The following is a 23,283-nucleotide window of genomic DNA, read 5'->3' as shown; positions in this document are numbered from 1 at the left end:
TGATTAAAGGTTGCGACAATCAATAAGCTCAATTAATTGACTATCGTTGCACGTTTGATGATGACCGTACGATAGGGCACATCCGAAAAACCGCGCTGGTTACCTGTCGGTAAGTTGCTGATTTTGAATACCACATCCATGCCAGACACCACTTTGCCAAAGACACAGTAGCCGATACGGTCTGGTTCCGGGCTGGTGTAATCCAAAAACTGGTTATCTGCAACATTGATGAAAAACTGGGCGGTGGCCGAGTTAGGGTCTGGTGTACGGGCCATGGCAATCGTGCCAGTCTGGTTGATCAACCCATTGGCTGCCTCATTGACGACGGGTGCGCGGGTCGGTTTTTCGTTGAGGTCACGGTCAAAGCCTCCGCCCTGAATCATGAAACGGCCAATCACACGATGAAAAATGGTATTGCTGTAAAAACCGTCTTTCACATACTGCAAAAAGTTATCCACGGTTTTAGGTGCCTTGTCACGATAAACCTCTACCGTAAAATTACCCTGATTGGTTTCAAACATGACCTGCGTTGCTGCAATCGCCAGATTCACAGCCAACATCAAGCACACACCTACTAATTTTGACCACACACGCATTAAGCTGATCCTTCGTAAAGAATTTTCCATTCACCGTTTTCCTGCACCCAGTACTGCCGTTTTTTCATGACATTTCTGAGCGCAGCGCTAATATATTCCTGCTCAAAGTCTACGACCACCATATTGCGCTTGGCGTTCGGATAGGTGAACATGCTGACATCAGACAAATTGATATTGACCTTGGGCTTGGACGCTTGAATCTGGCGTTTGTAACTGGCCCATTTAGACAAATCACCATCAGAGTAAAAGAAGTCAGGCGTGTAGTGCGACAGATAAGCCTCTGTATTTTGCGCCATCCAGTCTTTACGCCAGCGCTCGATCGCCTGTTTGAGATCAGCCTTGGCACGATCTTGCTGGCGGGCCGATTCCGGTGTCACCCATTGAAAATCCACCCCGATTACCACGGGCGTATTGCCTGCTTGCAAAATACCTTGCAACGCTTGCATGTCAGGATTGGACAACACAACACAGCCATCACTGGCCCTTGGCGGACGGCTGTAGGTATCGCGTGGCGTGCCATGAATCCAGATCCCGGAGCCTGTTTTACGCTCGTAGCTATCTATTTCGTTCGGGTAGTTGAGCGGATAAGCCGCATCGCCATACAAATCTGGTAAGGGACGGTTCAGTTTGCGCGAGGCAAAATACACACCAATCGGTGTGCGTTTGTCGCCTTGGTCTTGTTTGCCGATGCCATTTTTTCCTATCGTGACATAATAGTCAGCCATGTACTTGAGCTCATTGTCATTGCCTTTTTCGTAGACATAGACACGGGAGCGTGCGGTATCGACAAACAGGACATGGCTTTGTTTTTCGGACAACTCAACCAGCAGATTGGGTTGGGTCAAGCCACGATTGCGGTCAAAGTAATTACGAATCCGAATCTCGGCTTCTTCTTTGAAGTCCTGGATACGGCTGACATCGGCGACATGCGCATCGCCAAAGCCATGCAGGATTCTGGCTTTGGCGGATAAGAGATCGCCATGAATCAAGTGCGCCAGTGCAAAATTGGGAGAGATGGCGAGTAACTGATCGACATAATCCAGCGCCTGTTGCAAATGACCTTCTTTGATAGACTGCAAAGTCTGCACCAACATGCGCTCTACCGCATTGGTGTTTTTGCTTTGCATGAACAACCTGGCGGTTAACGCCTCATGGTTAACCGCAGTTGCATTCCAGGGCAAAAGCGCAGCGCTGACAAACGCAATACAACAGTACTTTCTCAACCGACTCATACCATGATTATACAATTGTTTCAGTAAAAACCCGTGTGCTCAGGCCCCAGGCGCCGCAGTGCGGCTTTGGTGTGACCCGCCTCAAGAACACCAGCATGCATCATGCAAGAGGCCCCCAGAGGCAAGTGCGCCAATTTAAAACTTGCCTACACGCTCTTGCTGAATCAACCAGCGACCACCTTCTTTGACCATATTGAGTGTTTTGTTTGAGTTCGCATCCAGGCCGGTTGCTTTATAGGCCTGACGGAAGGTGACTTTTGCCTTGCTGTCGCCCTCCATCCTGACATCGATATTGCTCAACTTGACCGAAATTTTACTTGGCCGGCTCACGCGATCACGACGCGTGGATTCCCACTGTTTGCGCGGCTCACCTGCGGGTGTTTTAAAATCTTTGGCATAGCTGTTCAGATAGCGCTCTACATTTTGTGCCTCCCAAGCATCCGCCCAGGCGTTTACCGCATCCAACACTGCGCGCTCGAGTTGTGCCGACGATTTACTGTCGGCAGATTTAGACTCTGTTGGCTTGGACTCAGCGACCTTGGACTCTACTGGTTTTGGCTCAGCCGGCTTGATCTCCTGCGGTTTTACTTCAGTGACGACCGGTTTTTTAGTCTCTGTCACGGGAGAATTATTGGTCACAGGGGCGGTCGCAGCCGGTGGCGTCACCGCTGCCGGTGGATTCACAGCCGCATTATTGGTGGGCGGCGTAGGCGATACGCTCGCGGCAGGTGGTACAGCTGTCGCTGGACGCGCTTGCGCACGCTTTCCGCCGAACAGATCCGTAATCATGGCCAGCTTATTCTGCGCACGGCTATTTGAAGTATCCAGCTTGAGCGCCTTGTCATAAGCCTCAGAGGCCAGACGTGCATAAATATCGCCCAGATTCTCATGGGCCGTGGCATAACTTGGATGCGTTTTGATGGCAGACTCCAGCGCTTTTCTCGCTTTGTCATATTGCCCCTGATCCGCATACAGCACGGCCAGGTTGTTATAAGGCTCAGGCAGGCTAGGATATTTGTCAGTCAATTCGGTAAAAGCCTTGATCGCTTCGTCCCGCTTGCCCAGCTCGACCAGAATCACGCCACGCATAAACATGGCTTCGGCATTTTTCGGGTTGGCTGCCAAATAGTTATTCACGCGATCCAGCGCTGCTGCCTGATTGCCCTGCTCAGAGAGCTGGTTGATTTCGCGCAACTCGACATTGGTTTGACCGGCCAGCACGGTATCGGAGAAGGCCGCCTGGCTTAAAAAGACGCCAAGCACGAGTAAATATTTTTTTAATGTTGCGTTCATGAGCTATTACCTGGGTAATCGTTGATTTTTATCAGTATGTTATACTCGGATTGTACTAGAGACAGTGCAAAATTAGGTGAATATGCAGACGAATTACACATCATTTTGTGTTTGGCGTCGCCTCAACCACAACAAGCTGATCAAGCAAGGGATTGTTTGTAGACTGTTTTAGGCAAAACATGCAGCCTGCCTGCTTAACACCAATTAAACACCAGACTATTTCTGCTAATTTTATCACGCATCCATCCTTCTTCAATTTCATTCGCATGCTAAAACTTTACAACACCCTTACACGCAGCAAGCAAGACTTCAAGCCGATTCAGCCCAACCAGGTAAATATGTACGTCTGCGGCATGACCGTGTATGACTTTTGCCACTTGGGACATGCCCGCGTCATGGTGGTGTTTGACATGGTGGCGCGCTGGCTGCGTGCCACTGGCTATCAAGTGACATATGTACGCAACATCACCGATATTGACGACAAAATCATCAAGCGTGCGAACGAAAACAATGAAACCATCCAAAGTCTGACGCAGCGTTTTATTACCGCCATGGACGAGGACTCGGCCAAGCTTGGCATTTTGCGCCCTGACCTTGAACCACGCGCAACCGAACATGTGCAAGGCATGCTGGACATGATCAGCAAACTCATAGACAAAGGCTTTGCTTACCAGGCACAAAATGGTGATGTGTTTTACAAAGTGCGCAGCTTTAATGATTACGGCAAGCTCTCCGGCAAAAGCCTGGAAGACCTGCGTGCGGGTGAACGCGTAGAAGTCGATAGTTTCAAGCATGACCCGCTGGACTTTGTGTTGTGGAAGTCCGTCAAACCTGGCGAACCCTACTGGGAATCCCCCTGGGGCAATGGCCGCCCCGGCTGGCATATTGAATGCTCGGTGATGAGTGCCGCCCATCTCGGCCAGCACTTTGATATTCATGGTGGCGGGCAGGATCTGCAGTTCCCGCACCATGAAAATGAAATTGCCCAATCCGAAGCCACCCACGACTGCACCATGGCCAACTACTGGATGCACAACGGCTTTGTGCGGGTCGATGACGAAAAAATGTCCAAATCGCTGGGCAACTTTTTCACCATCCGTGAAGTGCTGGAAAAATATGATCCAGAGGTCGTACGTTTCTTTATTCTGCGCGCCCATTACCGCAGCCCGCTTAATTACTCTGACAAGCACTTGGATGATGCCAAAGCCTCGTTGACCCGCCTGTACACGGCCTTGCGCGGGATTAAGGTCGATGCATGTGAGATCGACTGGCAACAACCGCAAGCGGCCAAATTCCAGGCAGCCATGAATGACGACTTCAACACCCCAGAGGCGATTGCCGCCTTGTTTGAACTTGCCAACGATCTCAATAAAGATAAATCTGCGACCACCGCCGCATTACTGAAACAATTGGCTGCGATTATCGGCTTGCTACAACGTGACCCGGAAAGCTTTATGCAAGGCGACACCGACAGCACTAGCCTGGATATTGAAGGCATGATCAGTGCACGCATCGCCGCAAAAACAGCCAAGAACTATGCCGAGGCCGACCGGATTCGCAAAGCCCTGTCTGAAGCGGGCGTGATTCTGGAAGATACGCCTCAAGGCACCACCTGGCGTCGTGCCTGATTAAAAACAACTCATTAGCAATCACGAAGGAACTTGGATGCCCGTTAAACTGACTGCTCCCGCTGCCGGGACCCTACTGCCTGTCAAAGGCGTCAAACTTGGCTTTGCCCAGGCTCATATCCGCAAGCCCAACCGTAAAGACATTCTGGTAATGACCCTGCCTGAAGGCAGCAGCGTCTCAGGGGTGTTTACCCTGAACCGGTTTTGTGCGGCGCCAGTGACGGTGTGTAAAACGCATCTGACACTCAACAAAGGCATTCGCGCCCTGTTGGTGAATACCGGCTGTGCCAATGCAGGCACGGGCCAGCAAGGGCTGGATGATGCACTCGCCAGCTGTATTGGTGTGGCGCAGGCGCTCAATATCAGCCCGGAACAAGTGCTGCCATTTTCGACTGGCGTGATTCTGGAGACGCTGCCGATGGACCGCTTGTTAGGTGGCATCCCGAATGCAGTCGCCAACTTACAGGAAGATAACTGGTTAAATGCCGCCGAAGCGATCATGACCACCGACATTGTGGCCAAGGGTAATTCCCGCCAACTGACCATAGACGGCAAGCCGATCACCATCACTGGCATCAGCAAGGGCTCTGGCATGATCCACCCCAACATGGCAACCATGCTCGGCTATATCGCGACCGATGCGGCTATCGCACAACCAGCTCTTGACAGCATCATTCAACATGCTGTGAACAAATCGTTTAACTGCATCACCGTCGATGGCGATACCAGCACCAACGACAGCCTGATTCTGATGGCTACCGGGGAGGCTGGCAATGCCATGATCACAGAACAAAGCCCTGAGTTTGCGGCTTTGCAAACCGCCCTGACCGACGTTGCGATTGAACTGGCACAAGCGATTGTGCGTGATGGCGAAGGCGCCACCAAATTCATGACGATTCAGGTTGAAGCAGGCAAAGATGAAGCGGAATGCCGTAAAGTGGCTTATGCGATTGCCCACTCCCCGTTGATCAAAACAGCCTTCTTTGCCTCAGACCCTAATCTGGGCCGGATTCTGGCCGCCATCGGCTACGCGGGCATTGAAGACCTTGATGTCAACACCATGCAACTTTATCTGGGCGATGTTTTGGTTGCCGAAAAAGGCGGCCGTGCAGCCAGCTATGTCGAAGAACAAGGCGCGGCAGTCATGAAAGAAAGTGACATCCTGGTGCGTGTGGTATTGAATCGCGGCGCGGCGAATGCGACTGTATGGACCTGCGACTTTTCTTATGACTATGTAAAGATCAATGCCGACTATAGATCCTAATAGTTAGCTGACTGCCTCATCGGTAATGAGGCAGTCACAATAAAAAAGCCATCACAAGTCTTCCCATGCTTTGTGATGGCTTTTTTTATTTTGCGCACGCAAAACGCTTTCAACCCAGACAGCGGCCAAGCAAAGGTATGTCTTATTTATGCCTCATCCAGCACCTTGCCCCTACCCTGTTTAACGACCCCACGCAACAACTTTCCGGTCACCCGTCTTTTTTTCGAAGCCAGTGTTGGCCGGGTCGCATGGCGTACCGCGTGCACATGACTTGCCGCTTCGACAATCGCATGCAACCGGGCAATCGCATCGCGTTTATTCGCTTCTTGCGTGCGGTATTGTTGCGCCTTGATTACCAGCACACCTTCTGCACTGATGCGCTGGTCTTTGCGACTGAGCAAGCGGGCTTTCACGGTCTCACTGAGGCTGGAGGCTGGGATATCAAACCGCAAATGGATGGCAGACGAAACTTTGTTGACGTTTTGACCGCCTGCGCCCTGGGCGCGAATGGCAGTGAGGGTATATTCGTGAGCAGCAATCTCAAGCATGGCGCACAATCCTCACAAATCAAGAAACCCCATTGATCACTGCAAAGAAGTCTTCCACCTCTTGTTGCACACGCGTGCGTTTGAATGGAGGCAGACTTTGCCAGATACGGCGTCCATAAGGTTTATCCACCAAGCGCGGATCGCAAATCATCAATACCCCGACATCCTGCTCATCCCGAATCAAACGCCCGGCGCCCTGCTTGAGGGTAATCACAGCATAGGGCAACTGGTACTCCATAAAGGCATTCTTGCCTTCGGCGTTCATTTTGTCGATGCGGGCGGCCAGGACCGGATCATCGGGCGGGGCGAACGGTAGTTTGTCGATGATGACGCATGACAGCGCCTCACCGCGCACATCCACGCCCTCCCAAAAGCTTTGCGAGCCGACGAGGACGGCATTGCCGTGACTGCGGAAACGGTCCAGCAATTCGGTGCGATTGCTCTCGCCTTGCATCAGCAGGGGGTAATTGAGGCCAAGTTCTTCAAACGCATTTTTGAGCAGCGCATGCACTTCGCGCATGGCCTTCAGCGAGGTACACAGTACAAAAGCACGGCCACGGCTCGCTTGCAGCACCGGCAAGCTCACAGCAGCGACCGCAGCAGCATAAGCGCTGCTATTGGGCTCAGGCATCCCTGTAGGCACGTAAAGTAACGCTTGCTGACCATAATCAAATGGACTTTGCCAGTGCCGGGTTTGCGCCGCCAACAGCCCCATCTGGCTCTGGTAATGGCTAAAATCACTTTTAACGGCCAGCGTGGCTGAGGTAAAAATCCAGGCACGCGGCTGCGCATTGAGTTGCTTGCCAAAGCCATCCGCCACACTGAGGGGGGTCGCATGTAACTGTACACTTTGGCTAAATACCTCGACCCAGCGCACAAGATTGGCGTGATTGCCTTTCAACCAGGCTTGCAACAGGGCCAGCAATGCTTCACCGCGTTGCCAGCACTTCTCCAGCAGCGGATCACGACCAGCTTGGGTTTCTAGTACCGCGGTCAGGGCGGCGAGTGTTTCCAGCATGCGCTGAAAAGCCTCATCAAAATTTTTCATGGTTTGCGCCTTTTGTGCCGGCATACGCGAACCTTCAAACTGGAACACCAGCCTGAAATCTCGGCATGCCTTTTCCAACGGCGGCACCGCTTCACTCAGTGCAACACAATCCTTGGCCAGGCTCAAGTAAGCCATCTGACTGTCCCGCGCCAGATCCATCAACTGTGAGGTGGAGATATCCTCGCCAAAAAAGAGACCAGCCACCTCAGGCAATTGATGCGCCTCGTCAAACACCACGGTATTGGCGCTGGGTAACAACTCGGCCACGCCCTCATCGCGCAACATGACATCAGCAAAAAACAAATGATGGTTGACCACGACCACATCAGCTGCCAGCGCCTGCTTGCGTGCTTCCATGACAAAACATTGCTTGTAAAACTGGCAATCTTGGCCGACACAGTTATCGCGGGTGGAGGTCACTTGTTGCCAAACGGTCGCTTGTTCCGGTACTTCGACCAACTCTGCTTTGTCGCCAGTCTGGCTATGTTCAGCAAAGCTTTGCAGGATAGGAATATATTGTGCGTCCTCGCGCGACTGAAAGCGCCCTTCTTGGCTGGCACGTTGCAAGTGATAATGGCAGAGATAGTTGGCGCGCCCTTTGAGCATGGCAACAGACACGGGCACTTTGAGCGCTTCGCGTACCGCTGGCAAATCCCGTTGAAAGAGCTGATCTTGCAGGGTTTTGGTGCCGGTAGAAATAATGACCTTGCCCCCCGACAACAGCGCAGGCACCAGATAAGCATAGGTTTTACCGGTGCCGGTGCCAGCCTCGGCGACCAACTGCTGTTGCTGCTCAATCGCTTCGGCGATGGCCAGCGCCATTTCCTGTTGCTGCGGGCGGCTGCGGAAATCGGGCATGGCTTGTGCCAAAGACCCGTTTTCTGAAAATGCCGAACTGACTTGCTGCGCTAAAGACATGCGTAATTATCCCATGAGCATCGCCAAAACAGACAGCACTTTTGCGACTTTCAGTCAGTCAAGCAACGTACAAAAGGCGCCAAATACTTGCATATCAATATAAAATATGGCATGGTTTAGCCTGTAAAACTTTTTAAACCGCTTCAAATTCAATATAACAAGCCCTTGATTGTGATGAATAAATCCATTTTCCGGCTGGCAGCCTTACTCGTGAGTGTACTGCTCTGCCAGTGCAAAAGCGTTGCCGCGCCCGGGGATGACAAGCGCTGGCAAAACGCCTACAGCTACTCCCAAGCGCAGGTGATGGAGAGTCAGTCCGGCGTCTCTGGCAGCTGGTCTGAAAAGGTCGAGGAAATCATGATCCGCGCCTTAAGCCTGACCGGGGTCAATTACAAATATGGCGGACGCAGCCCTGAAACAGGCTTTGACTGCAGCGGCTTTGTACAGTATGTGTTCATGAACGCTGCGCAGATTGCGCTCCCCCCTTCAGCCCGTACCATTAGCGAAATGGGCAACACCGTCAAACGTGAGGAATTGCAACCGGGCGATCTGGTCTTTTTCAACACCCTTAAATCTGCGTTTTCGCATGTGGGCATTTATGTCGGCAATAACCAGTTTATCCACGCGCCACGCGCGGGGGCAAAGGTACGCATTGAAAACATGGATGAGCGCTATTGGAAATCGCGCTATAACGGTGCCAAGCGACTTGAGGTAGAAGCGTCTCAATAAACGTCATCACCTCTTCAGGATGACGACCAGTCTCGCTCAAGCCCGCTTAAGGACTGACGGGCGTATCGCTGTGCCCGAGCGAACGCTCGGGATCAATCACATCACGGATCAGCTGTTTCAACTCCTTGGCTTCTGGAAAGCGCCCTGCGGCTTTGCGTGAAAAAATCACCACACCATCACAGCGCACCTCCAAAATACCGCCAGTTCCAGGGACGAGATTGACTGACTTCAAATCGCCATCAAACGTGGTTAACAGCTCCTGCGCCAGCCAGGCAGCCCGTAACAACCATCGGCACTGTGTACAAAACTCGATTTCTACGATAGGCTTTTGCATGTTTTTCTCTAAACAATTATTTGCTAGAAGAGTATAGTCAATTTTATTGAAATAGCGGAAAATGAACTTAACAGCGTTCTATCTACTCTCTGCAACAGGCTGACATCAACTGATGCATCCTGATTCTGAATGAAGTAATATTCTTCGCTTATTTGATCACACAAGGCATGGTATGCGTTCCAAATTAGAAAAGTTCGGCTTGCTGGGTGCAGGCGTATTTGTAGGGATTCTGGTCAGTATCAATATTTCTGCATGGGCAGACCGGACCTCAGTCTCTCAATTACCTATTGATGAATTACGCGTCTTCGCCGAAGTCTTTGCCAAAGTAAAATCTGATTACGTTGAGCCTGTAGAGGACAAGAAGCTGATCAACGAAGCTTTGTCCGGCATGCTGCAAGGCCTGGACCCACACTCAACCTTTATGGATGCCGATGCTTATAAAGAGCTGCAAGCAGGTACGCAAGGTGAGTTTGGCGGACTGGGAATTGAAGTCGCCATGGAAGACGGCCTGGTCAAAGTAGTTACGCCGATTGAAGATAGCCCGGCTTATAAAGCAGGTCTCAAGTCTGGTGACCTGATCATGAAACTGGATGATGCCCAAGTACGTGGCATGACGCTGAATGATGCAGTTAAACGCATGCGTGGCGTTCCAGACACCAAAATTACATTGACCGTGATTCGTAAAGGCGAGGACAAACCGCTGACCTTCACCCTGACACGCGCCATTATCAAGTCACAAAGCGTGAAGAACAAATGGATTGAACAAGGTTACGGCTATGTTCGCATCACCCAGTTCCAGGAACGCACTGGTGAAGATTTGGCCAGAGCGCTCAAAAACTTGCGTGCAGAAAATAAAGGTCCGCTCAAAGGCTTGGTGCTCGACCTGCGTAACAACCCAGGCGGGTTACTGGATGCGGCCGTAGGCGTCTCTGCCGCGTTCCTGCCCAAGGATGACTTGGTTGTGTACACCGAAGGTCGTGTCGCAGACTCCAAGATGCGTCTGAATGCAACCCCTCTGGATTATGCGCGTCGCGGCAAGTCTGATTACCTCAAAGATTTGCCAGAAGAGTTTAAATCGGTGCCTATCGTCGTGCTGATCAATGCCGGCTCAGCCTCTGCTTCAGAAATTGTGGCTGGGGCGTTGCAAGACCACAAACGCGCAACCATTATGGGCATCCAAAGCTTTGGCAAGGGCTCTGTGCAAACCATATTGCCAATGAACAATGGCAGCGCAATCAAACTGACCACAGCGCGCTATTTCACGCCAAATGGCCGTTCGATTCAAGCCAAGGGCATTGTGCCGGACGTGACGGTGGATGATGGTTCCGATCCTAGCCTGAGCCTGCATGAAGCAGACTTGAAGCGCCACTTGTCCAACCCGACCGATGGCAAGAATGCGACTGACAGCAAATCCGTTGACGAGGCGAAATCACGCGCCGCTGCTGAAAAACTCAAGGAAGAAAAACATGCTGAAACACGTGGCCCGATTGAGCCAGCCACTCAGGATGACTTCCAGTTTGTTCAGGCTATGAACTTACTCAAAGGCTTGCCTGTTCAAAAAGCGCCAGAACCTGCTAAAGTAAGCGCAACCAAACCATAATGTTCTGCCTGTTTGCACCCGCAGGTGTAAACAGGCCTTACTTGAGACACCACTATGCTGAACTTGCCGCCGCTGACACTAGACAAAGCCATCGCCGTCATGGATATGGGTTTGCGTACGGTGTTCAGCCCGGCAGTCTCCAGCCGCCCTTACCCACCCGCGGAAACCACCCCCGACACGTTAAGTGACCGTGAACGCAAACATGCTGCGGCACTCATGCGCATCAATCATGTCGGCGAAGTCTGCGCACAAGCCTTGTACAGTGGCCAAGCCCTGGTTTCACGTGATCCGGCCAATGTAGAGGCGCTTAAACAAGCGTCTCGTGAAGAGGTGGATCATCTTGCCTGGTGCGAACAACGGATTCAAGAGTTGGGGGGGCGCAAGAGTCTGCTCAATCCACTCTGGTACGGTGCCAGTTTTGGCATGGGTATCACAGCCGGCCTGCTTGGCGACAAGTGGAATCTGGGCTTTCTGGCCGAAACAGAACATCAGGTGTCAGCGCATTTGCAAAGTCACCTGCAACAGCTCCCGGCTCACGATACCGCATCAAAAGCGATTGTGGCGCAAATGAAAGAAGACGAAGAGCACCACGCCCATACCGCAGAGCAACTGGGCGGCGCCAGGTTGCCAGCACCAGTCAAACTGGCCATGCGGCTGGCTTCAAAAGTGATGACGCGCACCGCGTATCACTTGTAATGATTTGTAGTAACCTAGAGTCAACCATGCAAAAATTTAGTGACAATCTTCTGATGCTGGACAGTGCGGATCACGTCAAACGCATTGAACTGTATGATGAAAGCAATCAGCCTGCCGGGATCATCGAGAACAAACCTGGCACCCAAGGCTCCATCAAGATTTACCATCATCTGTTCAAAGTCTTTGGTGAAATTAACACCGATGCAGCGGTAGAGGGATTGGCCTTATACGCCGAACATACCGAGGATGCGGAAGATCATCCAGGCAAGCATCCCAATATCGACCGCTTGCTCAATGTGTTAGATAAAGAGCTAACGCTCAATATCAAGCTCATTACCGAGTAGCTCCAAACAAAAAAGCCTCTAACACTAGAGGCTTTTTTAATGTCCAGTCACGCAATCGCCGCGAGATGCCGGACGATGGGCGGGTGATAGATAAACTCGAGCAAATGGCCGACACTGTCGAGGCAGTAAAAGCCACGAGAGCCGTCCCGATGGCTTTTTGGCGCTTCTGTAATGCGCACATCATGCGCCACCATATGCGCATACCAGTCATCCACCGCCTGCGCATCTGTCAGCACAAAGCCAATATGATCCAGCCGTTGCATCGGGTCCGGTGTATAACTGACGCGGTGCAAGGCAAACACATCGCCATGATTGGTCAAATACACATTGTCAGGGTCGGGCTGCCACTCGATCTGCATGCCCACTACCCGCGTATAAAAATCAACGGCTGACTCCAGCTCCTTGATAAACAGCGCGACGTGACGAATGCCTATCATGCCTTTTGGAATACTCATGCTACGCTCCGTTGATTGATCATGCCAGCCAGTGTCATCATGCGTAGATTAGTCAAAGGTCGGCGCCTTGATTTCGAACCCGTGTGTGATCTCGCAGGCTTTTTGCAGCATGATGCTGGCCGAGCAATATTTTTCGGCAGACAGTTTTACCGCACGCTCCACTTGGGACGCATTCAGGCCTTCACCCGTCACCACAAAATGCACATGAATTTTGGTAAACACCTTGGGCACCGTATCAGCACGCTCTGCCTGAATCTGCGCCACACAGTCGACAATGGGCTGACGGGCTTTCTTCAGGATCGTCACCACGTCAAATGAAGTGCATGCGCCCATCCCGATCAGCAGCATCTCCATGGGACGCATGCCAATATTACGGCCACCATTTTCTGGTGCACCATCGAGTACCACGGCATGGCCTGTTTCAGACTCACCGACAAAACTGACCCCATCTATCCACTTCACCTGGACTTGCATCTAAACTCTCATTTCACAAGGATAAAAACGTATGATACCGACACGGGTATTATTTACTTCACGCCCAGCAACTCAACATCAAACACCAAAGGCGCATTCGGCGGAATCACACCACCTGCACCACGGGCACCGTAGCCCATCTCAGAAGGGATAATCAAGGTGCGCTTGCCGCCCACTTTCATGCCCTGCACCCCCGTATCCCAACCTTCAATCACTTGGCCACCACCAAGAAAAAAGTTAAACGGCGAATTGCGATCCAGGCTGCTATCGAATTTCTGGCCTTTATGATCGGATTTGTTGGCGTCATAGAGCCAACCGGTGTAATGCACAGTGACATTAAAACCAACTTCAGCCTCGCGACCAGTGCCTACCACCGTATCAATTTTTTGTAATTCAGTCACCTTGGCAGACATTTGCGTAGCTTCCTTTGTATTCGCAGAGTTAGATTGCGCCTGGCAACCCGTCATGGTCAACAGCATCAACAAACTGCAACCGATTAATTTCATTCCAGATTTCATGTATTTGCTCCCAGAAAACGTCCGTCATTTTACGCGCTTTTATCCACAAATTCTTTAGTGTGTTGTTCAACCCAGATTTTCTATTAGGACTTGAAATGACAACGAAGGACAGTTTGATGGATTTTTTACGGAAATTTGAGGGTAATAGTCATTCTATTGGCCGAAAATTTACGCAAAAAAGACGCAAAATGGACAAGTTGGCATTCAAGTAGATTGAAAATCGCCTAATGGAAAATCTGGGTTCAATAACCTTCTATCAGTTGTTTTAATAACAGATCCTGCACCGCACGCACGGCCGATGCCCGCGCATGGTTAGCGACGATCACCAGCACATAGCGCTTGCCCGCCTGATCCTGCACATAGCCAGCCAGACTGCTCACGCCCTCAAGCGAGCCGGTTTTGAGATAAGCCATGCCTTTGCTCGTGCTATCGGCCAGTCGCTTTTTGGTGGTGCCATCCATGCCTAAAATAGGCAAAGAAGCCATAAACACCGGCATCGCCGGACGCTGATAGGCTGTGACGAGCAACTGCGCCAAATGTTCCGCACTGATACGTTCATTGCGCGATAACCCAGACCCATTTTCAAGCACCAGCTCAGAAAACACCAAACCACGCTGACGCAAAACCTGCTTGAGTGCCAAAGCAGCTCCGGCTTCATCCGCGGGCGTAAACCCGGCATCTTGCGCAATCGTCAGCATCACCTGGCGCGCCATGACATTATTGCTCCACTTATTGATGTCGCGCACCACCGAATCCAGCGGTGGCGATGACCAGGTCGTGAGCGGGATCGCCGCATCCGTGACCGGAGCCAGTGCCAATTGTCCGTTAAACTGCCCGCCCAATTGCGCCCACAGTTTTTTAAACGTGGCATACACATATTGCGTATCAGACAGCACACTCAACTCAAGGTAGCGCTCATCACACTGCTCGGGCAGTGTGCCACTAAAGGCCACGGTGACCCCATCCGGCTGCGGGGTGACGCTGTAATGCAAGTCACTGCGCCAGTCATTGCAGGCCCCTTTGCGCGCTTGCATGGTGTTGATGATATGGATATTCGGCAACTCAAATTCTTGCGCGATGAGCACGGCGGGCTTATTCGCCTGACTGCTGACCGAAAAACGGAAGCTGGTATTGCGGCCATTGAGCAATAGCGCACTGGGGTTGGCGTTGTAGGCGCGCCAAGGTTCATCATCCAGCACGGGCCGTTGGCTGACTTCAGGCGCATATAGGGTTAAATCGAGTAGCAGATTGCCTTTGATCTGGCGCACGCCTTGTTGCTGTATTTGTTGCAACAAGCGCCAGAACTCTGCAACATTGAGTGCCGGGTCACCTGCGCCTTTGATGATCAAATCACCCTCAAGCACGCCTTGATTGAGCGGCCCATTGCGATAGACTTCGGTTTTCCAGCGATAGGCAGGCGTCAGCGCCTCTAGCGCAGCATAGGTGGTGACCAGCTTCATGACGCTGGCGGGATTCATGGCTTTGGACGCATGATGGCTGATCAAAGGCGGCCCGCCTTCCACCGGCTGTACAACAATTGCTACACTCTCAAGCGGCAGCTGCGCTTTGGCGAGTGCGTCTTGCAAACTGGCGGGCAAGGCCGCCTGCACCAGCGCCGGCCACAGACTGGCAAACAGTAGCCACCAGCGCATTACATGCTCTCCATCACCGCTGCCCGTGTAGCTTCCACCAGATGCTGCTGATCTGATTGCGTCAGGCAATAGGGTGGCATCCAGTACACGGTATTGCCGATTGGCCGCAACAGCAGGCCATGCTTCAAGGCCGCGGCATAACAATCCCGCGCGAACTGCGGGTTTTGCGTCACGACCTCAAAAGCCGTAATCATGCCGCGCTGGCGAACATGCTGCATTTCAAAATCATAGTGCTCAACGGCGCTCAGCAAAGTCTGCGCTGTCTCACGGTTTTGCCCCAGCACATCCGAAGCTTCAAACAGCGCCAATGTGGCCAACGCGGCACTACAAGCCAGCGGATTACCGGTATAACTATGGCTATGTAAAAAGCCTTTGACGGTCTGGTCATGATAGAACGCCCCATACACATCATCGGTGGTCAACACCACGGACAAAGGTAAGTAACCGCCGGTGATGCCTTTAGACAGGCAAATAAAATCAGCAATCTCACTCACTTTTTCACCCGCCTGTTCGCAGGCAAACAGCGTACCAGTGCGGCCAAAACCGACAGCAATTTCATCGGCAATTAAATGCACCTGATAACGGCTGCAAACTTCTCGCGCCCGTTGCAAATAAACCGGGTGATACATCGCCATGCCTGCTGCACCTTGCACCAAAGGTTCGATAATAAACGCAGCCAGGGTGGCATGATGCGCGGCCAGATAGGCTTCCAGCGCCTCAGCACAACGCAAAGCGTAGGCCTCTGCAGACTCACCCGCTTCAGCCAACCGACTATCCGGGCTGGGCATTTGTGCCGACTGCAAAATCAGGGGTGCATAGGTGTCTTTAAAAATGGCGACATCGGTCACACTGAGTGCACCCAGCGTTTCGCCGTGATAGCTGTTTTGCAAGCTAATGAATTTGGTTTTTTCCGGTTGTCCGATATTGCGCCAGTAATGAAAACTCATTTTCAGCGCGATCTCGGTGGCACTGGCACCATCCGAGCCATAAAAGGCGTGACCCAAGCCAGTTAATGCCGACAGCTGTTCTGAAAGCGCCACCACGGGTTCGTGCGTAAATCCGGCCAGCATCACATGCTCTAACTGATCAAGCTGGGATTTAATCGCCTCTTTGATGACGGGCTGGTTATGCCCAAATAAATTGACCCACCAACTGCTGACGGCATCGAGGTAACCCTTGCCTTCACTATCGAACAACCAGGCCCCTTCGCCACGCGCAATCGGCACCAGAGGATAGCGCTCATGATGCTTCATTTGCGTGCAAGGGTGCCAGACGGCACGCAGGGAGCGTTGTAATAACTCAGGGTTGTTCAATGGTAATCCACTTCTCTTTGGTGTTTAATCGCTAGCACCATCACTAAATTTGCGAGCTCATCATATTGATAGCGCGCCAAATAGCCTGTGCTGCCATGCGAAATCACTAACTCTCTTAAACCGTTTGGTAGCTGCCTGCCAACTAAAGGATGCTTTTTTAACAAATCAATCCCATCACTGATCACAAACAAAATGTGATTCGCCAACTCGAGATGATCTTGATGCAACATGCTGAGCCGAATCAAATCTTCTCGCGCATCAAGCGCATATTCCACTCGGCAGAGTTGCTGGCTCATTTTTTATCTTTTACTGGAATCAAGTCGGGCAGAGGCTGGCCATTCAACTTTGCTCGCACATACGCATGCACATCCTCAGCCGCATAAGAAATACCAGTTTCACGATAATGCTGTAAAGATGCCTCAGCCCGTGCCATAAATGCGCGTTCTTGTTCTTCACGTGCAGCCTTTTCTGCAATGGCTTCTACCATAAATGCGTGAGCAGTTTTGTCTGTGTTTGACACTAAGTTACTCACCCGATCTTTTAAACTATCGGGTAACTTTAAGCTGGTGGTTGCCATGATTTTCCCCTCAAACCGAAAAAGTGTTACCAAAGTAACACCACAACCTTTACCTGTCAAATGCTGCTTTGTGCTATAGTGCGCATCTTATTGATTTATATGCATAATCCATGCAAAAAACACGTAAACACCTCGAACTGCTGGCCCCGGCCAAAAATGCTGATTTTGGCATCGAAGCCATCAACCATGGCGCCGATGCCGTCTATATTGGTGGCCCGGCGTTTGGTGCACGCGCCAAGGCACCCAATACCGTGCAGGACATTGCCAGGCTGGTCACGCATGCACATCGCTTTCATGCCGAGGTGTTTGTCGCGCTCAATACGATTTTTCATGACAACGAGCTTGAAGGCGTGCGCCTGCTGGTGCATCAATTGTATGACTGTGGCGTCGATGCGCTGATCGTGCAGGACATGGGCTTGCTGGAGATGGACTTGCCGCCGATTCAGCTGCATGCCAGTACGCAAACCGATATCCGTACCGTCGAAAAAGCACAATTTTTAGACCAGGTCGGCTTTAGCCAGCTGGTGCTGGCGCGCGAACTGGATATTGCCACGGTAAAGAAAATTGCCGATGCGACCACCGCCAACCTGGAGTACTTTATCCACGGCGCCTTGTGCGTGGCATTTAGTGGCCAGTGTTTTATCAGCCATGCGCATACTGGCCGCAGCGCCAACCGCGGTGAGTGCTCGCAAGAGTGCCGTTTGCCCTACACGCTGGAGGATCAGAAAGGTCGCATCATCGGCAAAGACAAGCATTATTTGTCGATGAAAGACAACGACCAGAGCGCCAACCTGCGCGCCTTGATTGCGGCAGGCGTCAGTAGCTTTAAAATCGAGGGCCGCTACAAAGACTTGCCTTATGTGAAAAACGCCACCGCGCATTATCGGCAATTGCTGGACGAGATTCTGGAAGAGATGCCGGAATACAGCAAATCTTCGGCCGGACATGCGACGTACACCTTCACCCCGCAACCGGAAAAAACCTTTAACCGCAGCGCCACCGATTATTTTGCCAATGGCCGCCAGGCGGATATTGGCGCGTTTGATACGCCGAAGTTTGCCGGGGAAGAATTGGGCAAAGTGCGTAAGGTGGGTAAAGATTTTATTGATGTGGCGACCGAAATCGAGCTACACAACGGTGACGGCGTGTGCTTTTTTGACGTGCATAAAGAGCTCGTCGGCCTGCGCGTTAATACTGTGCAAAGCCTGGACAAATACACACAACGGTTATTCCCCAATGAAATGCCAGCGGATATCCGCAACAACACGCAGCTATACCGCAACCGCGACCATGCGTTTATGCGACTGCTGGAAAAAGAATCGGCAACACGCAAAATCGCCCTCGATGCTGTGCTGTATGAAACCCGTGACGGTTTTGCACTGACCCTCACCGATGAACAAGGCTTTAGCGCCACTGCGCAATGTGCCGCCGAAAAACAGCCTGCCAACGATGCAGAAAAAGCCGCCGCCTCCCTGCGTGAAAACCTTTCCAAACTGGGCAATACCGACTTCGTCGCCAATGACATTGGCCTGGAATTGACCCAACTCTGGTTTCTGCCCGCCTCAGTCGTCAACCAATTACGCCGTGAAGCCATCGACCAATTACAAGCCGTCCGCACCTTGGGCTATGAGCGCCCAGCATTAAGAGCAGCCGCGGAACCGCCTGCACTTTATCCGCAAGACAGTCTGAGTTATCTGGCTAACGTCTATAACCAGAAAGCACGCGAGTTTTACCACAAGCACGGCGTCAAACTCATCGCCAGTGCGTATGAAGCGAATGAAACGCTAGACGAAGTGCCGGTGATGATCACCAAGCACTGCCTGCGCTTTAGCCATGGCCTGTGCCCCAAAGAAGCCAAAGGTGTCATCGGTGTACAAGGCACGGTGACGGCTGAGCCAATGACACTGATTAGCGGTAACGACAGGTATACACTCAAATTCGACTGCAAACCGTGCGAAATGCGTGTGATGGGCAAAGTGCGAAAACATATTTTGCAAATCCCGCCGCCGCAGCCGATAACATTTTTCGATAAACGTCCGGCATAAGCCCCTGCTCAACGCCACCAGCCGCACTTGGGAGTCTGAAAAAGCATGACCGATTACGCATACCTGATTAAAGTGGCCATCGCCCTCATCGCCATCGTCAACCCCATCGGTTGCCTGCCGATTTTCATCAGCGCCACCAGCGGCTGGAGTAAAGAAGAGCGCTCGCGCACAGCCCGCACTGTCGCCATCACCGTCATGATTGTGCTAGGGGTCTCAGCCTTTTTTGGTGACCTGATTCTGGACTTTTTTGGCATCACCATCCCCTCGTTTCAGGTCGGTGGCGGTATTTTGCTCTTACTGATCTCCATCTCCATGATGCACGGCAAACAAAGCGCCACGCGCCAAACACCTGAAGAAGCGCAAGACTTAAGCGAACGTGAAGTTATCGCCATCGTCCCACTCAGCATCCCGCTATTAGCCGGCCCCGGTGCCATTTCCAGCATGATCCTCACCGCTCAGCAACATCCCGGCTTTTGGGGGCACTTGAGCCTGATGTTACCAATTGCCTTGATCTCATTATTTATCTGGGGACTGTTACAACTGGCCGATGGCATTACCCACTACCTGGGCAAGATCGGGATTAATATCGTGACGCGCTTAATGGGCCTGATTCTGGCCGCGATGTCGGTGGAGTTTATTGCGCATGGGCTGGAGGGGTTGTTTCCCAAGGTGTTTGGATAGATCGGTTGACGTCTCGTCTGGTTTTCCGAATACAAATTATAGAGTGCACAAACAGTTATCCAGCGGACTCGTTAAACCTCATTGGCATTAAGCACCTTGCCACCCTCCAAAGCCTCAAGGTAGCACTCAAGGTTTCCCGAAATTTTCTCAAGAATACGGGGAAAATATGGAACCAGATCATCAAAGCGTTCGGTAGTAAGGTCGGGGCCACCATGGTAGTCATGGCAATGTTTTAGGATGTCGCTGCGTTCCTCGTTAGATAGTTGTGAAAGCGGATCACGGTCATTATAGTCGTGAAGGCCCGATAGATGGATAAACGCACACCCGAACTTGTACACGGACTGTGTCCACCCCTGAAGATTCTGAGCAAGCTCAACCATTTCTTTATCAGTAACCTTCGCGCTCGAAGTTGCTTGCGCCCATTTTTCGCCACGAACTGACGCACCGATGAGTAGTTCCCTGCGCTCTAAACTTTGTGTAAGCAAGTAAATCACACGGACCATCGAATCCAACTCTTGCCTCAACACGGAAACCATTTGTCCAGCAAGTCTGGCACCTGCAAGAAGTTCCATTGCTCGCTGATGCTCAAGCGAACGACTGCGGACTTGACGGAGAAAGATCGAGAGATTTGACATACAGAATTTAGTGTAGTCAGTTTTTAGCTGTTCCTCATCAACGTACTGACAGCAATATCTTCGTCAATTTCTGGCCAGTGAATACCTATTCCCTTGCCGATTAAGCGCCAATTTTTACGTTGATTTTCGCTCGCATCTCTTAATCTGGGAAACCATTCCAAAGGAGCTGAGATTTCGCGACCGTCTGCCACGACAATGTGTAAAGCGTCATTTTTAAAACTCACGTCAACTGCATGGGCGTCTAGCTTAACTGCCAAAGTGCTCATTCCATTTCTCCACAAATAGCTCACGGTGTTGAATCACTAACATTCTTACTTTTTTCAGCTCATGGCTTCTAAACTCTGTTGAACTTGAGAGCTCTACAGGGTTAAGCCAAAACTTAGCCACTTTATCCCCATGCTCAACATGAATATGAGGCGGCTCATTGCCTTCTTGGCTAAAAAAGAAAAACCTAAATCCTTGGGCTAGTAATATTGTAGGCATTTAAGTCCCTGAATGACATCGTCCTATGAAAACTAGCGTAATTTAATATTCATTGTTTTGCAATGGACACATTGCATGCCATTCAACAGAAGCAGTTTCTATAGATTCCCAAAAGTATACTCCGCCTGATAAAAACTATCCCTCGCCCAATCAATCACATAGCGGTAAAATAGCGTTTTTTAACGAAACCCGCACATCTTGAATTCTTCTGTTCTGCAACCCTCCAAATCGTCGCATCAATGGAAGCCTAACGTCACCGTTGCGGCCATCATCGAGCAAGATGGCAAGTTTCTGTTAGTGGAAGAAACCACGGACAGAGGCAATCGCTTTAACCAGCCCGCCGGGCATCTGGAAGAAAACGAGACCATTATTGCCGCGGCGATCCGCGAGACGCTGGAAGAGACGGCTTACGATTTCACGCCAGAAGCGATTGTGGGCATTTATCACTGGCAGCATCCGCTTAATGGCATTACCTATTTGCGTTTTGCCTTTACTGGCAAATTGGGTGCGCATTATCCAGAGCAGGCCTTGGATGATGGTATTCTCCGCACAGTGTGGAAAACCGAAGCCGAGATTGCGGCCGAAGGCGAGTTGATGCGTAGCCCGCAAGTATTGTTGTGCGTACAAGACTACCTCGCCGGCAAACGTTATTCTTTAGACATTTTGAAGCATTTGGGCCAAGCATTATGAGTAAGCCACATGTGATCGTCGGTTTGTCCGGCGGTGTTGACTCTTCCGTGACCGCTTTGTTGTTGAAACAGCAAGGCTATGAGGTCACCGGTTTATTCATGAAGAACTGGGAAGACGATGATACGGATGAGTATTGTTCTTCTCGCCAGGACCTGATTGATGCGGTTTCTGCGGCCGATAGAATTGGCATCGACATTGAAACCGTGAATTTTAGCGCCGAGTATAAAGAGCGAGTGTTCGCTAACTTTTTACAGGAATATCAGGCGGGCCGCACGCCCAACCCGGATATTCTGTGTAACGCCGAGATCAAGTTCAAGGCGTTTTTGGACCATGCCATGGGGATGGGCGCAGACTTAATCGCCACGGGACATTATGCTCAAGTGCGTGAAAACCCGATTCAGCCGGGCAATTTTCAACTGCTTAAAGCCGATGATGGCAGCAAAGACCAGAGTTACTTTTTGTCACGCCTGAATCAGGCGCAGTTGTCAAAAACGCTGTTTCCGTTGGGCAAATATCTCAAGCGTGAAGTGCGTGAAATTGCACGGGAATATGGCCTGGCCAATGCCGAGAAAAAGGATTCAACTGGTATCTGCTTTATTGGCGAGCGGCCGTTTCAGGAGTTTTTACAGCGCTACCTGCCGCGCCATCCTGGCGTGATGCGTTCGCCCGAAGGCAAAGTGGTGGGCGAGCATGAAGGCTTGATGTATTACACCATTGGTCAGCGCCAGGGGCTCAAGATAGGCGGTAGCCGTGAAAGCAATGGCGAGCCGTGGTTTGTCGCCGCCAAGCATATGGCCGATAACGAGCTTATTGTGGTACAAGGCCATGATCACCCGCTTCTGAAATCCGACGGGCTGAAAGCGGGACAACTGCACTGGATTAGTGGCGAAGAGCCGCGTACCAACTGGGTATATGCGGCCAAAACCCGTTATCGCCAGCCGGATGCGCCTTGCGAGGTCGATGCGGTGAATGCAGAAGAAGCAACTATTCGCTTTGGTCAGCATCAATGGGCCATCACACCGGGGCAAAGTGTGGTCGTTTACGAAAGCAACGTCTGTCTGGGCGGCGGCATCATCACGGGTGCGCTTTAACCAGGGTTGAGATCGCAAGCGCGAGGCATGGTTATTGCTTTTGTTTACACCATTTAATCAAAATACACTGCCAAGTGACAAGGAATGACACCTGATGGCCTACGTCTTAAAAAATAACCAAGGTGCGATTATTGCGGCCAGCCCGGATACGCAAGTGGCTGCGGACTGGGTGGAAATAGATAATACCGACACAGAGTATTTGTGTTTTCTGGATGACGAACTCAAAAGGCACCACACCTTCCGTGAGAGTGACATTCAGCTCGCGCGCGTGCTTGAAGACCTGATTGGCATTTTGATTGAGCGTAACCTGATCAGCTTTACCGACTTCCCGAGCCCCGCACAAAAACGCTTGAACGAGCGTCAAACCTTGCGTCACAAAAACAAGCTGCATTTGCTGGGCGATGACGATTTGGGCCCACTCTAGCAGCAGTCGTCAACC

Annotated in this window: 27 protein-coding genes; 11 read left to right on the top strand and 16 right to left on the bottom strand. The window is 51.4% G+C overall.

The window, feature by feature from the left end; translation table 11 throughout:
* Window positions 1–32: 32 nt before the first annotated feature.
* The 3 genes from GOC95_RS08230 to GOC95_RS08220 form a co-directional block, all read right to left on the bottom strand.
* Window positions 33–596 carry a peptidylprolyl isomerase gene (locus tag GOC95_RS08230; protein ID WP_275356634.1) on the bottom strand — a complete coding sequence of 188 codons (564 nt, stop codon included), beginning with the start codon at window positions 594–596 and terminating at the stop codon, window positions 33–35.
* The gene (locus GOC95_RS08225; protein ID WP_275356633.1) at window positions 596–1,843 is read right to left on the bottom strand and encodes a L,D-transpeptidase family protein; all 1,248 of its coding nucleotides are present in this window, start codon (window positions 1,841–1,843) and stop codon (window positions 596–598) included. The genes GOC95_RS08230 and GOC95_RS08225 overlap by 1 nt, the downstream gene beginning before the upstream one ends.
* Window positions 1,844–1,963: 120 nt before the next feature.
* Window positions 1,964–3,121, bottom strand: a complete 1,158-nt coding sequence (locus tag GOC95_RS08220) for a tetratricopeptide repeat protein (protein ID WP_275356632.1) — start codon at window positions 3,119–3,121, stop codon at window positions 1,964–1,966.
* A 266-nt stretch (window positions 3,122–3,387) separates the two neighbouring features.
* On the opposite strand from GOC95_RS08220, the gene cysS reads away from it, so the two are divergent.
* Window positions 3,388–4,749 carry a cysteine--tRNA ligase gene (cysS, locus tag GOC95_RS08215; protein WP_275356631.1) on the top strand — a complete coding sequence of 454 codons (1,362 nt, stop codon included), beginning with the start codon at window positions 3,388–3,390 and terminating at the stop codon, window positions 4,747–4,749.
* A gap of 37 nt (window positions 4,750–4,786) precedes the next feature.
* The gene (gene argJ / locus GOC95_RS08210) at window positions 4,787–6,013 is read left to right on the top strand and encodes a bifunctional glutamate N-acetyltransferase/amino-acid acetyltransferase ArgJ (protein ID WP_275356630.1); all 1,227 of its coding nucleotides are present in this window, start codon (window positions 4,787–4,789) and stop codon (window positions 6,011–6,013) included.
* A gap of 146 nt (window positions 6,014–6,159) precedes the next feature.
* Here argJ and arfB read toward each other — a convergent pair whose 3' ends face one another.
* Together arfB and GOC95_RS08200 are read right to left on the bottom strand one after the other, a co-directional pair.
* Complete coding sequence (gene arfB / locus GOC95_RS08205) at window positions 6,160–6,561, bottom strand: alternative ribosome rescue aminoacyl-tRNA hydrolase ArfB (RefSeq protein ID WP_275356629.1); 402 nt, start codon at window positions 6,559–6,561, stop codon at window positions 6,160–6,162.
* A gap of 19 nt (window positions 6,562–6,580) precedes the next feature.
* Entirely contained in the window at window positions 6,581–8,527 is a 1,947-nt protein-coding gene (locus GOC95_RS08200) for an ATP-dependent DNA helicase (RefSeq protein ID WP_275356628.1), read from the bottom strand.
* Between the two features lie 174 nt (window positions 8,528–8,701).
* Here GOC95_RS08200 and GOC95_RS08195 point away from each other — a divergent pair, with 174 nt between their 5' ends.
* Window positions 8,702–9,256, top strand: coding sequence for a C40 family peptidase (locus GOC95_RS08195; RefSeq protein WP_194749282.1), 555 nt, complete (start codon window positions 8,702–8,704; stop codon window positions 9,254–9,256).
* Window positions 9,257–9,302: 46 nt separating this feature from the next.
* On the opposite strand, the gene GOC95_RS08190 is transcribed toward GOC95_RS08195, so the two are convergent.
* Window positions 9,303–9,590: a SelT/SelW/SelH family protein gene (locus GOC95_RS08190; RefSeq protein WP_275356627.1), complete on the bottom strand. Its 288-nt coding sequence runs from the start codon at window positions 9,588–9,590 to the stop codon at window positions 9,303–9,305.
* Window positions 9,591–9,762: 172 nt separating this feature from the next.
* On the opposite strand from GOC95_RS08190, the gene GOC95_RS08185 reads away from it, so the two are divergent.
* The 3 genes from GOC95_RS08185 to GOC95_RS08175 are packed head-to-tail and all read left to right on the top strand — an operon-like array spanning window position 9,763 to window position 12,230.
* Entirely contained in the window at window positions 9,763–11,190 is a 1,428-nt protein-coding gene (locus GOC95_RS08185) for a S41 family peptidase (protein WP_194749280.1), read from the top strand.
* A gap of 54 nt (window positions 11,191–11,244) precedes the next feature.
* Entirely contained in the window at window positions 11,245–11,886 is a 642-nt protein-coding gene (gene coq7, locus GOC95_RS08180; protein WP_275356626.1) for a 2-polyprenyl-3-methyl-6-methoxy-1,4-benzoquinone monooxygenase, read from the top strand.
* Window positions 11,887–11,912: 26 nt separating this feature from the next.
* Window positions 11,913–12,230, top strand: a complete 318-nt coding sequence (locus GOC95_RS08175; RefSeq protein WP_194749278.1) for a DUF2322 family protein — start codon at window positions 11,913–11,915, stop codon at window positions 12,228–12,230.
* Between the two features lie 47 nt (window positions 12,231–12,277).
* On the opposite strand, the gene GOC95_RS08170 is transcribed toward GOC95_RS08175, so the two are convergent.
* The 7 genes from GOC95_RS08170 to GOC95_RS08140 all read right to left on the bottom strand — a co-directional run bounded on the left by GOC95_RS08170 (window position 12,278) and on the right by GOC95_RS08140 (window position 17,219).
* A complete protein-coding gene (locus tag GOC95_RS08170) occupies window positions 12,278–12,685 on the bottom strand; it encodes a VOC family protein (RefSeq protein ID WP_275356625.1) in 408 nt (135 codons plus the stop codon).
* Between the two features lie 48 nt (window positions 12,686–12,733).
* Window positions 12,734–13,159: an OsmC family protein gene (locus tag GOC95_RS08165; protein WP_194749276.1), complete on the bottom strand. Its 426-nt coding sequence runs from the start codon at window positions 13,157–13,159 to the stop codon at window positions 12,734–12,736.
* A gap of 53 nt (window positions 13,160–13,212) precedes the next feature.
* A complete protein-coding gene (locus tag GOC95_RS08160) occupies window positions 13,213–13,626 on the bottom strand; it encodes an FKBP-type peptidyl-prolyl cis-trans isomerase (protein ID WP_275356799.1) in 414 nt (137 codons plus the stop codon).
* Between the two features lie 293 nt (window positions 13,627–13,919).
* Window positions 13,920–15,329 carry a D-alanyl-D-alanine carboxypeptidase/D-alanyl-D-alanine-endopeptidase gene (dacB, locus tag GOC95_RS08155; RefSeq protein WP_275356624.1) on the bottom strand — a complete coding sequence of 470 codons (1,410 nt, stop codon included), beginning with the start codon at window positions 15,327–15,329 and terminating at the stop codon, window positions 13,920–13,922.
* On the bottom strand, window positions 15,329–16,642 hold the full coding sequence (gene bioA / locus GOC95_RS08150) for an adenosylmethionine--8-amino-7-oxononanoate transaminase (RefSeq protein WP_275356623.1): 1,314 nt from the start codon (window positions 16,640–16,642) through the stop codon (window positions 15,329–15,331). Before bioA ends, dacB begins: the two co-directional genes overlap by 1 nt.
* Window positions 16,639–16,938 (bottom strand): type II toxin-antitoxin system RelE/ParE family toxin, encoded by a 300-nt coding sequence (locus GOC95_RS08145; RefSeq protein WP_275356622.1) that lies wholly within the window; start codon window positions 16,936–16,938, stop codon window positions 16,639–16,641. The genes bioA and GOC95_RS08145 overlap by 4 nt, the downstream gene beginning before the upstream one ends.
* Window positions 16,935–17,219: a hypothetical protein gene (locus GOC95_RS08140; protein ID WP_018987653.1), complete on the bottom strand. Its 285-nt coding sequence runs from the start codon at window positions 17,217–17,219 to the stop codon at window positions 16,935–16,937. Before GOC95_RS08140 ends, GOC95_RS08145 begins: the two co-directional genes overlap by 4 nt.
* Before the next feature lie 110 nt (window positions 17,220–17,329).
* Between GOC95_RS08140 and GOC95_RS08135 the strand changes: the two genes are divergently transcribed.
* Window positions 17,330–19,264 (top strand): U32 family peptidase, encoded by a 1,935-nt coding sequence (locus GOC95_RS08135; RefSeq protein ID WP_275356621.1) that lies wholly within the window; start codon window positions 17,330–17,332, stop codon window positions 19,262–19,264.
* A 45-nt stretch (window positions 19,265–19,309) separates the two neighbouring features.
* On the top strand, window positions 19,310–19,945 hold the full coding sequence (locus tag GOC95_RS08130; RefSeq protein ID WP_275356620.1) for a YchE family NAAT transporter: 636 nt from the start codon (window positions 19,310–19,312) through the stop codon (window positions 19,943–19,945).
* Between the two features lie 71 nt (window positions 19,946–20,016).
* On the opposite strand, the gene GOC95_RS08125 is transcribed toward GOC95_RS08130, so the two are convergent.
* From GOC95_RS08125 to GOC95_RS08115, 3 genes are all read right to left on the bottom strand, one after another.
* Window positions 20,017–20,517 carry a hypothetical protein gene (locus GOC95_RS08125; RefSeq protein WP_275356619.1) on the bottom strand — a complete coding sequence of 167 codons (501 nt, stop codon included), beginning with the start codon at window positions 20,515–20,517 and terminating at the stop codon, window positions 20,017–20,019.
* 86 nt (window positions 20,518–20,603) lie between these two features.
* Complete coding sequence (locus GOC95_RS08120; RefSeq protein WP_275356618.1) at window positions 20,604–20,846, bottom strand: DUF2442 domain-containing protein; 243 nt, start codon at window positions 20,844–20,846, stop codon at window positions 20,604–20,606.
* A complete protein-coding gene (locus GOC95_RS08115; protein ID WP_275356617.1) occupies window positions 20,827–21,063 on the bottom strand; it encodes a DUF4160 domain-containing protein in 237 nt (78 codons plus the stop codon). Before GOC95_RS08115 ends, GOC95_RS08120 begins: the two co-directional genes overlap by 20 nt.
* Window positions 21,064–21,261: 198 nt before the next feature.
* Between GOC95_RS08115 and GOC95_RS08110 the strand changes: the two genes are divergently transcribed.
* The 3 genes from GOC95_RS08110 (at window position 21,262) to GOC95_RS08100 (ending at window position 23,268) form a co-directional block, all read left to right on the top strand.
* Window positions 21,262–21,753 (top strand): NUDIX hydrolase, encoded by a 492-nt coding sequence (locus GOC95_RS08110; protein ID WP_275356616.1) that lies wholly within the window; start codon window positions 21,262–21,264, stop codon window positions 21,751–21,753.
* On the top strand, window positions 21,750–22,844 hold the full coding sequence (mnmA, locus tag GOC95_RS08105; RefSeq protein WP_275356615.1) for a tRNA 2-thiouridine(34) synthase MnmA: 1,095 nt from the start codon (window positions 21,750–21,752) through the stop codon (window positions 22,842–22,844). The genes GOC95_RS08110 and mnmA overlap by 4 nt, the downstream gene beginning before the upstream one ends.
* A 94-nt stretch (window positions 22,845–22,938) precedes the next feature.
* Complete coding sequence (locus tag GOC95_RS08100) at window positions 22,939–23,268, top strand: hypothetical protein (RefSeq protein WP_194749265.1); 330 nt, start codon at window positions 22,939–22,941, stop codon at window positions 23,266–23,268.
* Window positions 23,269–23,283: the final 15 nt, after the last annotated feature.

Origin of the sequence: Methylophilus sp. YYY-1, assembly GCF_029132825.1 — a bacterium.
GTDB classification, from domain to species: Bacteria; Pseudomonadota; Gammaproteobacteria; order Burkholderiales; family Methylophilaceae; genus Methylophilus; species Methylophilus glucosoxydans.
The sequence above is the reverse complement of the archived record's forward strand: the minus strand, read 5'-3'. Positions and strand labels throughout refer to the sequence as shown.

Bases quoted from the DNA above. Each gene is read 5' to 3' on its own strand.
- GOC95_RS08230 (WP_275356634.1), bottom strand. From the start codon at position 596: ATGCGTGTGTGGTCAAAATTAGTAGGTGTGTGCTTGATGTTGGCTGTG.
- GOC95_RS08220 (WP_275356632.1), bottom strand. From the start codon at position 3,121: ATGAACGCAACATTAAAAAAATATTTACTCGTGCTTGGCGTCTTTTTA.
- cysS (WP_275356631.1), top strand. From the start codon at position 3,388: ATGCTAAAACTTTACAACACCCTTACACGCAGCAAGCAAGACTTCAAG.
- argJ (WP_275356630.1), top strand. From the start codon at position 4,787: ATGCCCGTTAAACTGACTGCTCCCGCTGCCGGGACCCTACTGCCTGTC.
- arfB (WP_275356629.1), bottom strand. From the start codon at position 6,561: ATGCTTGAGATTGCTGCTCACGAATATACCCTCACTGCCATTCGCGCC.
- GOC95_RS08200 (WP_275356628.1), bottom strand. From the start codon at position 8,527: ATGTCTTTAGCGCAGCAAGTCAGTTCGGCATTTTCAGAAAACGGGTCT.
- GOC95_RS08195 (WP_194749282.1), top strand. From the start codon at position 8,702: ATGAATAAATCCATTTTCCGGCTGGCAGCCTTACTCGTGAGTGTACTG.
- GOC95_RS08190 (WP_275356627.1), bottom strand. From the start codon at position 9,590: ATGCAAAAGCCTATCGTAGAAATCGAGTTTTGTACACAGTGCCGATGG.
- GOC95_RS08185 (WP_194749280.1), top strand. From the start codon at position 9,763: ATGCGTTCCAAATTAGAAAAGTTCGGCTTGCTGGGTGCAGGCGTATTT.
- coq7 (WP_275356626.1), top strand. From the start codon at position 11,245: ATGCTGAACTTGCCGCCGCTGACACTAGACAAAGCCATCGCCGTCATG.
- GOC95_RS08175 (WP_194749278.1), top strand. From the start codon at position 11,913: ATGCAAAAATTTAGTGACAATCTTCTGATGCTGGACAGTGCGGATCAC.
- GOC95_RS08170 (WP_275356625.1), bottom strand. From the start codon at position 12,685: ATGAGTATTCCAAAAGGCATGATAGGCATTCGTCACGTCGCGCTGTTT.
- GOC95_RS08165 (WP_194749276.1), bottom strand. From the start codon at position 13,159: ATGCAAGTCCAGGTGAAGTGGATAGATGGGGTCAGTTTTGTCGGTGAG.
- GOC95_RS08160 (WP_275356799.1), bottom strand. From the start codon at position 13,626: ATGACGGGTTGCCAGGCGCAATCTAACTCTGCGAATACAAAGGAAGCT.
- dacB (WP_275356624.1), bottom strand. From the start codon at position 15,329: ATGCGCTGGTGGCTACTGTTTGCCAGTCTGTGGCCGGCGCTGGTGCAG.
- GOC95_RS08145 (WP_275356622.1), bottom strand. From the start codon at position 16,938: ATGAGCCAGCAACTCTGCCGAGTGGAATATGCGCTTGATGCGCGAGAA.
- GOC95_RS08140 (WP_018987653.1), bottom strand. From the start codon at position 17,219: ATGGCAACCACCAGCTTAAAGTTACCCGATAGTTTAAAAGATCGGGTG.
- GOC95_RS08135 (WP_275356621.1), top strand. From the start codon at position 17,330: ATGCAAAAAACACGTAAACACCTCGAACTGCTGGCCCCGGCCAAAAAT.
- GOC95_RS08130 (WP_275356620.1), top strand. From the start codon at position 19,310: ATGACCGATTACGCATACCTGATTAAAGTGGCCATCGCCCTCATCGCC.
- GOC95_RS08125 (WP_275356619.1), bottom strand. From the start codon at position 20,517: ATGGAACTTCTTGCAGGTGCCAGACTTGCTGGACAAATGGTTTCCGTG.
- GOC95_RS08120 (WP_275356618.1), bottom strand. From the start codon at position 20,846: ATGAGCACTTTGGCAGTTAAGCTAGACGCCCATGCAGTTGACGTGAGT.
- GOC95_RS08115 (WP_275356617.1), bottom strand. From the start codon at position 21,063: ATGCCTACAATATTACTAGCCCAAGGATTTAGGTTTTTCTTTTTTAGC.
- mnmA (WP_275356615.1), top strand. From the start codon at position 21,750: ATGAGTAAGCCACATGTGATCGTCGGTTTGTCCGGCGGTGTTGACTCT.
- GOC95_RS08100 (WP_194749265.1), top strand. From the start codon at position 22,939: ATGGCCTACGTCTTAAAAAATAACCAAGGTGCGATTATTGCGGCCAGC.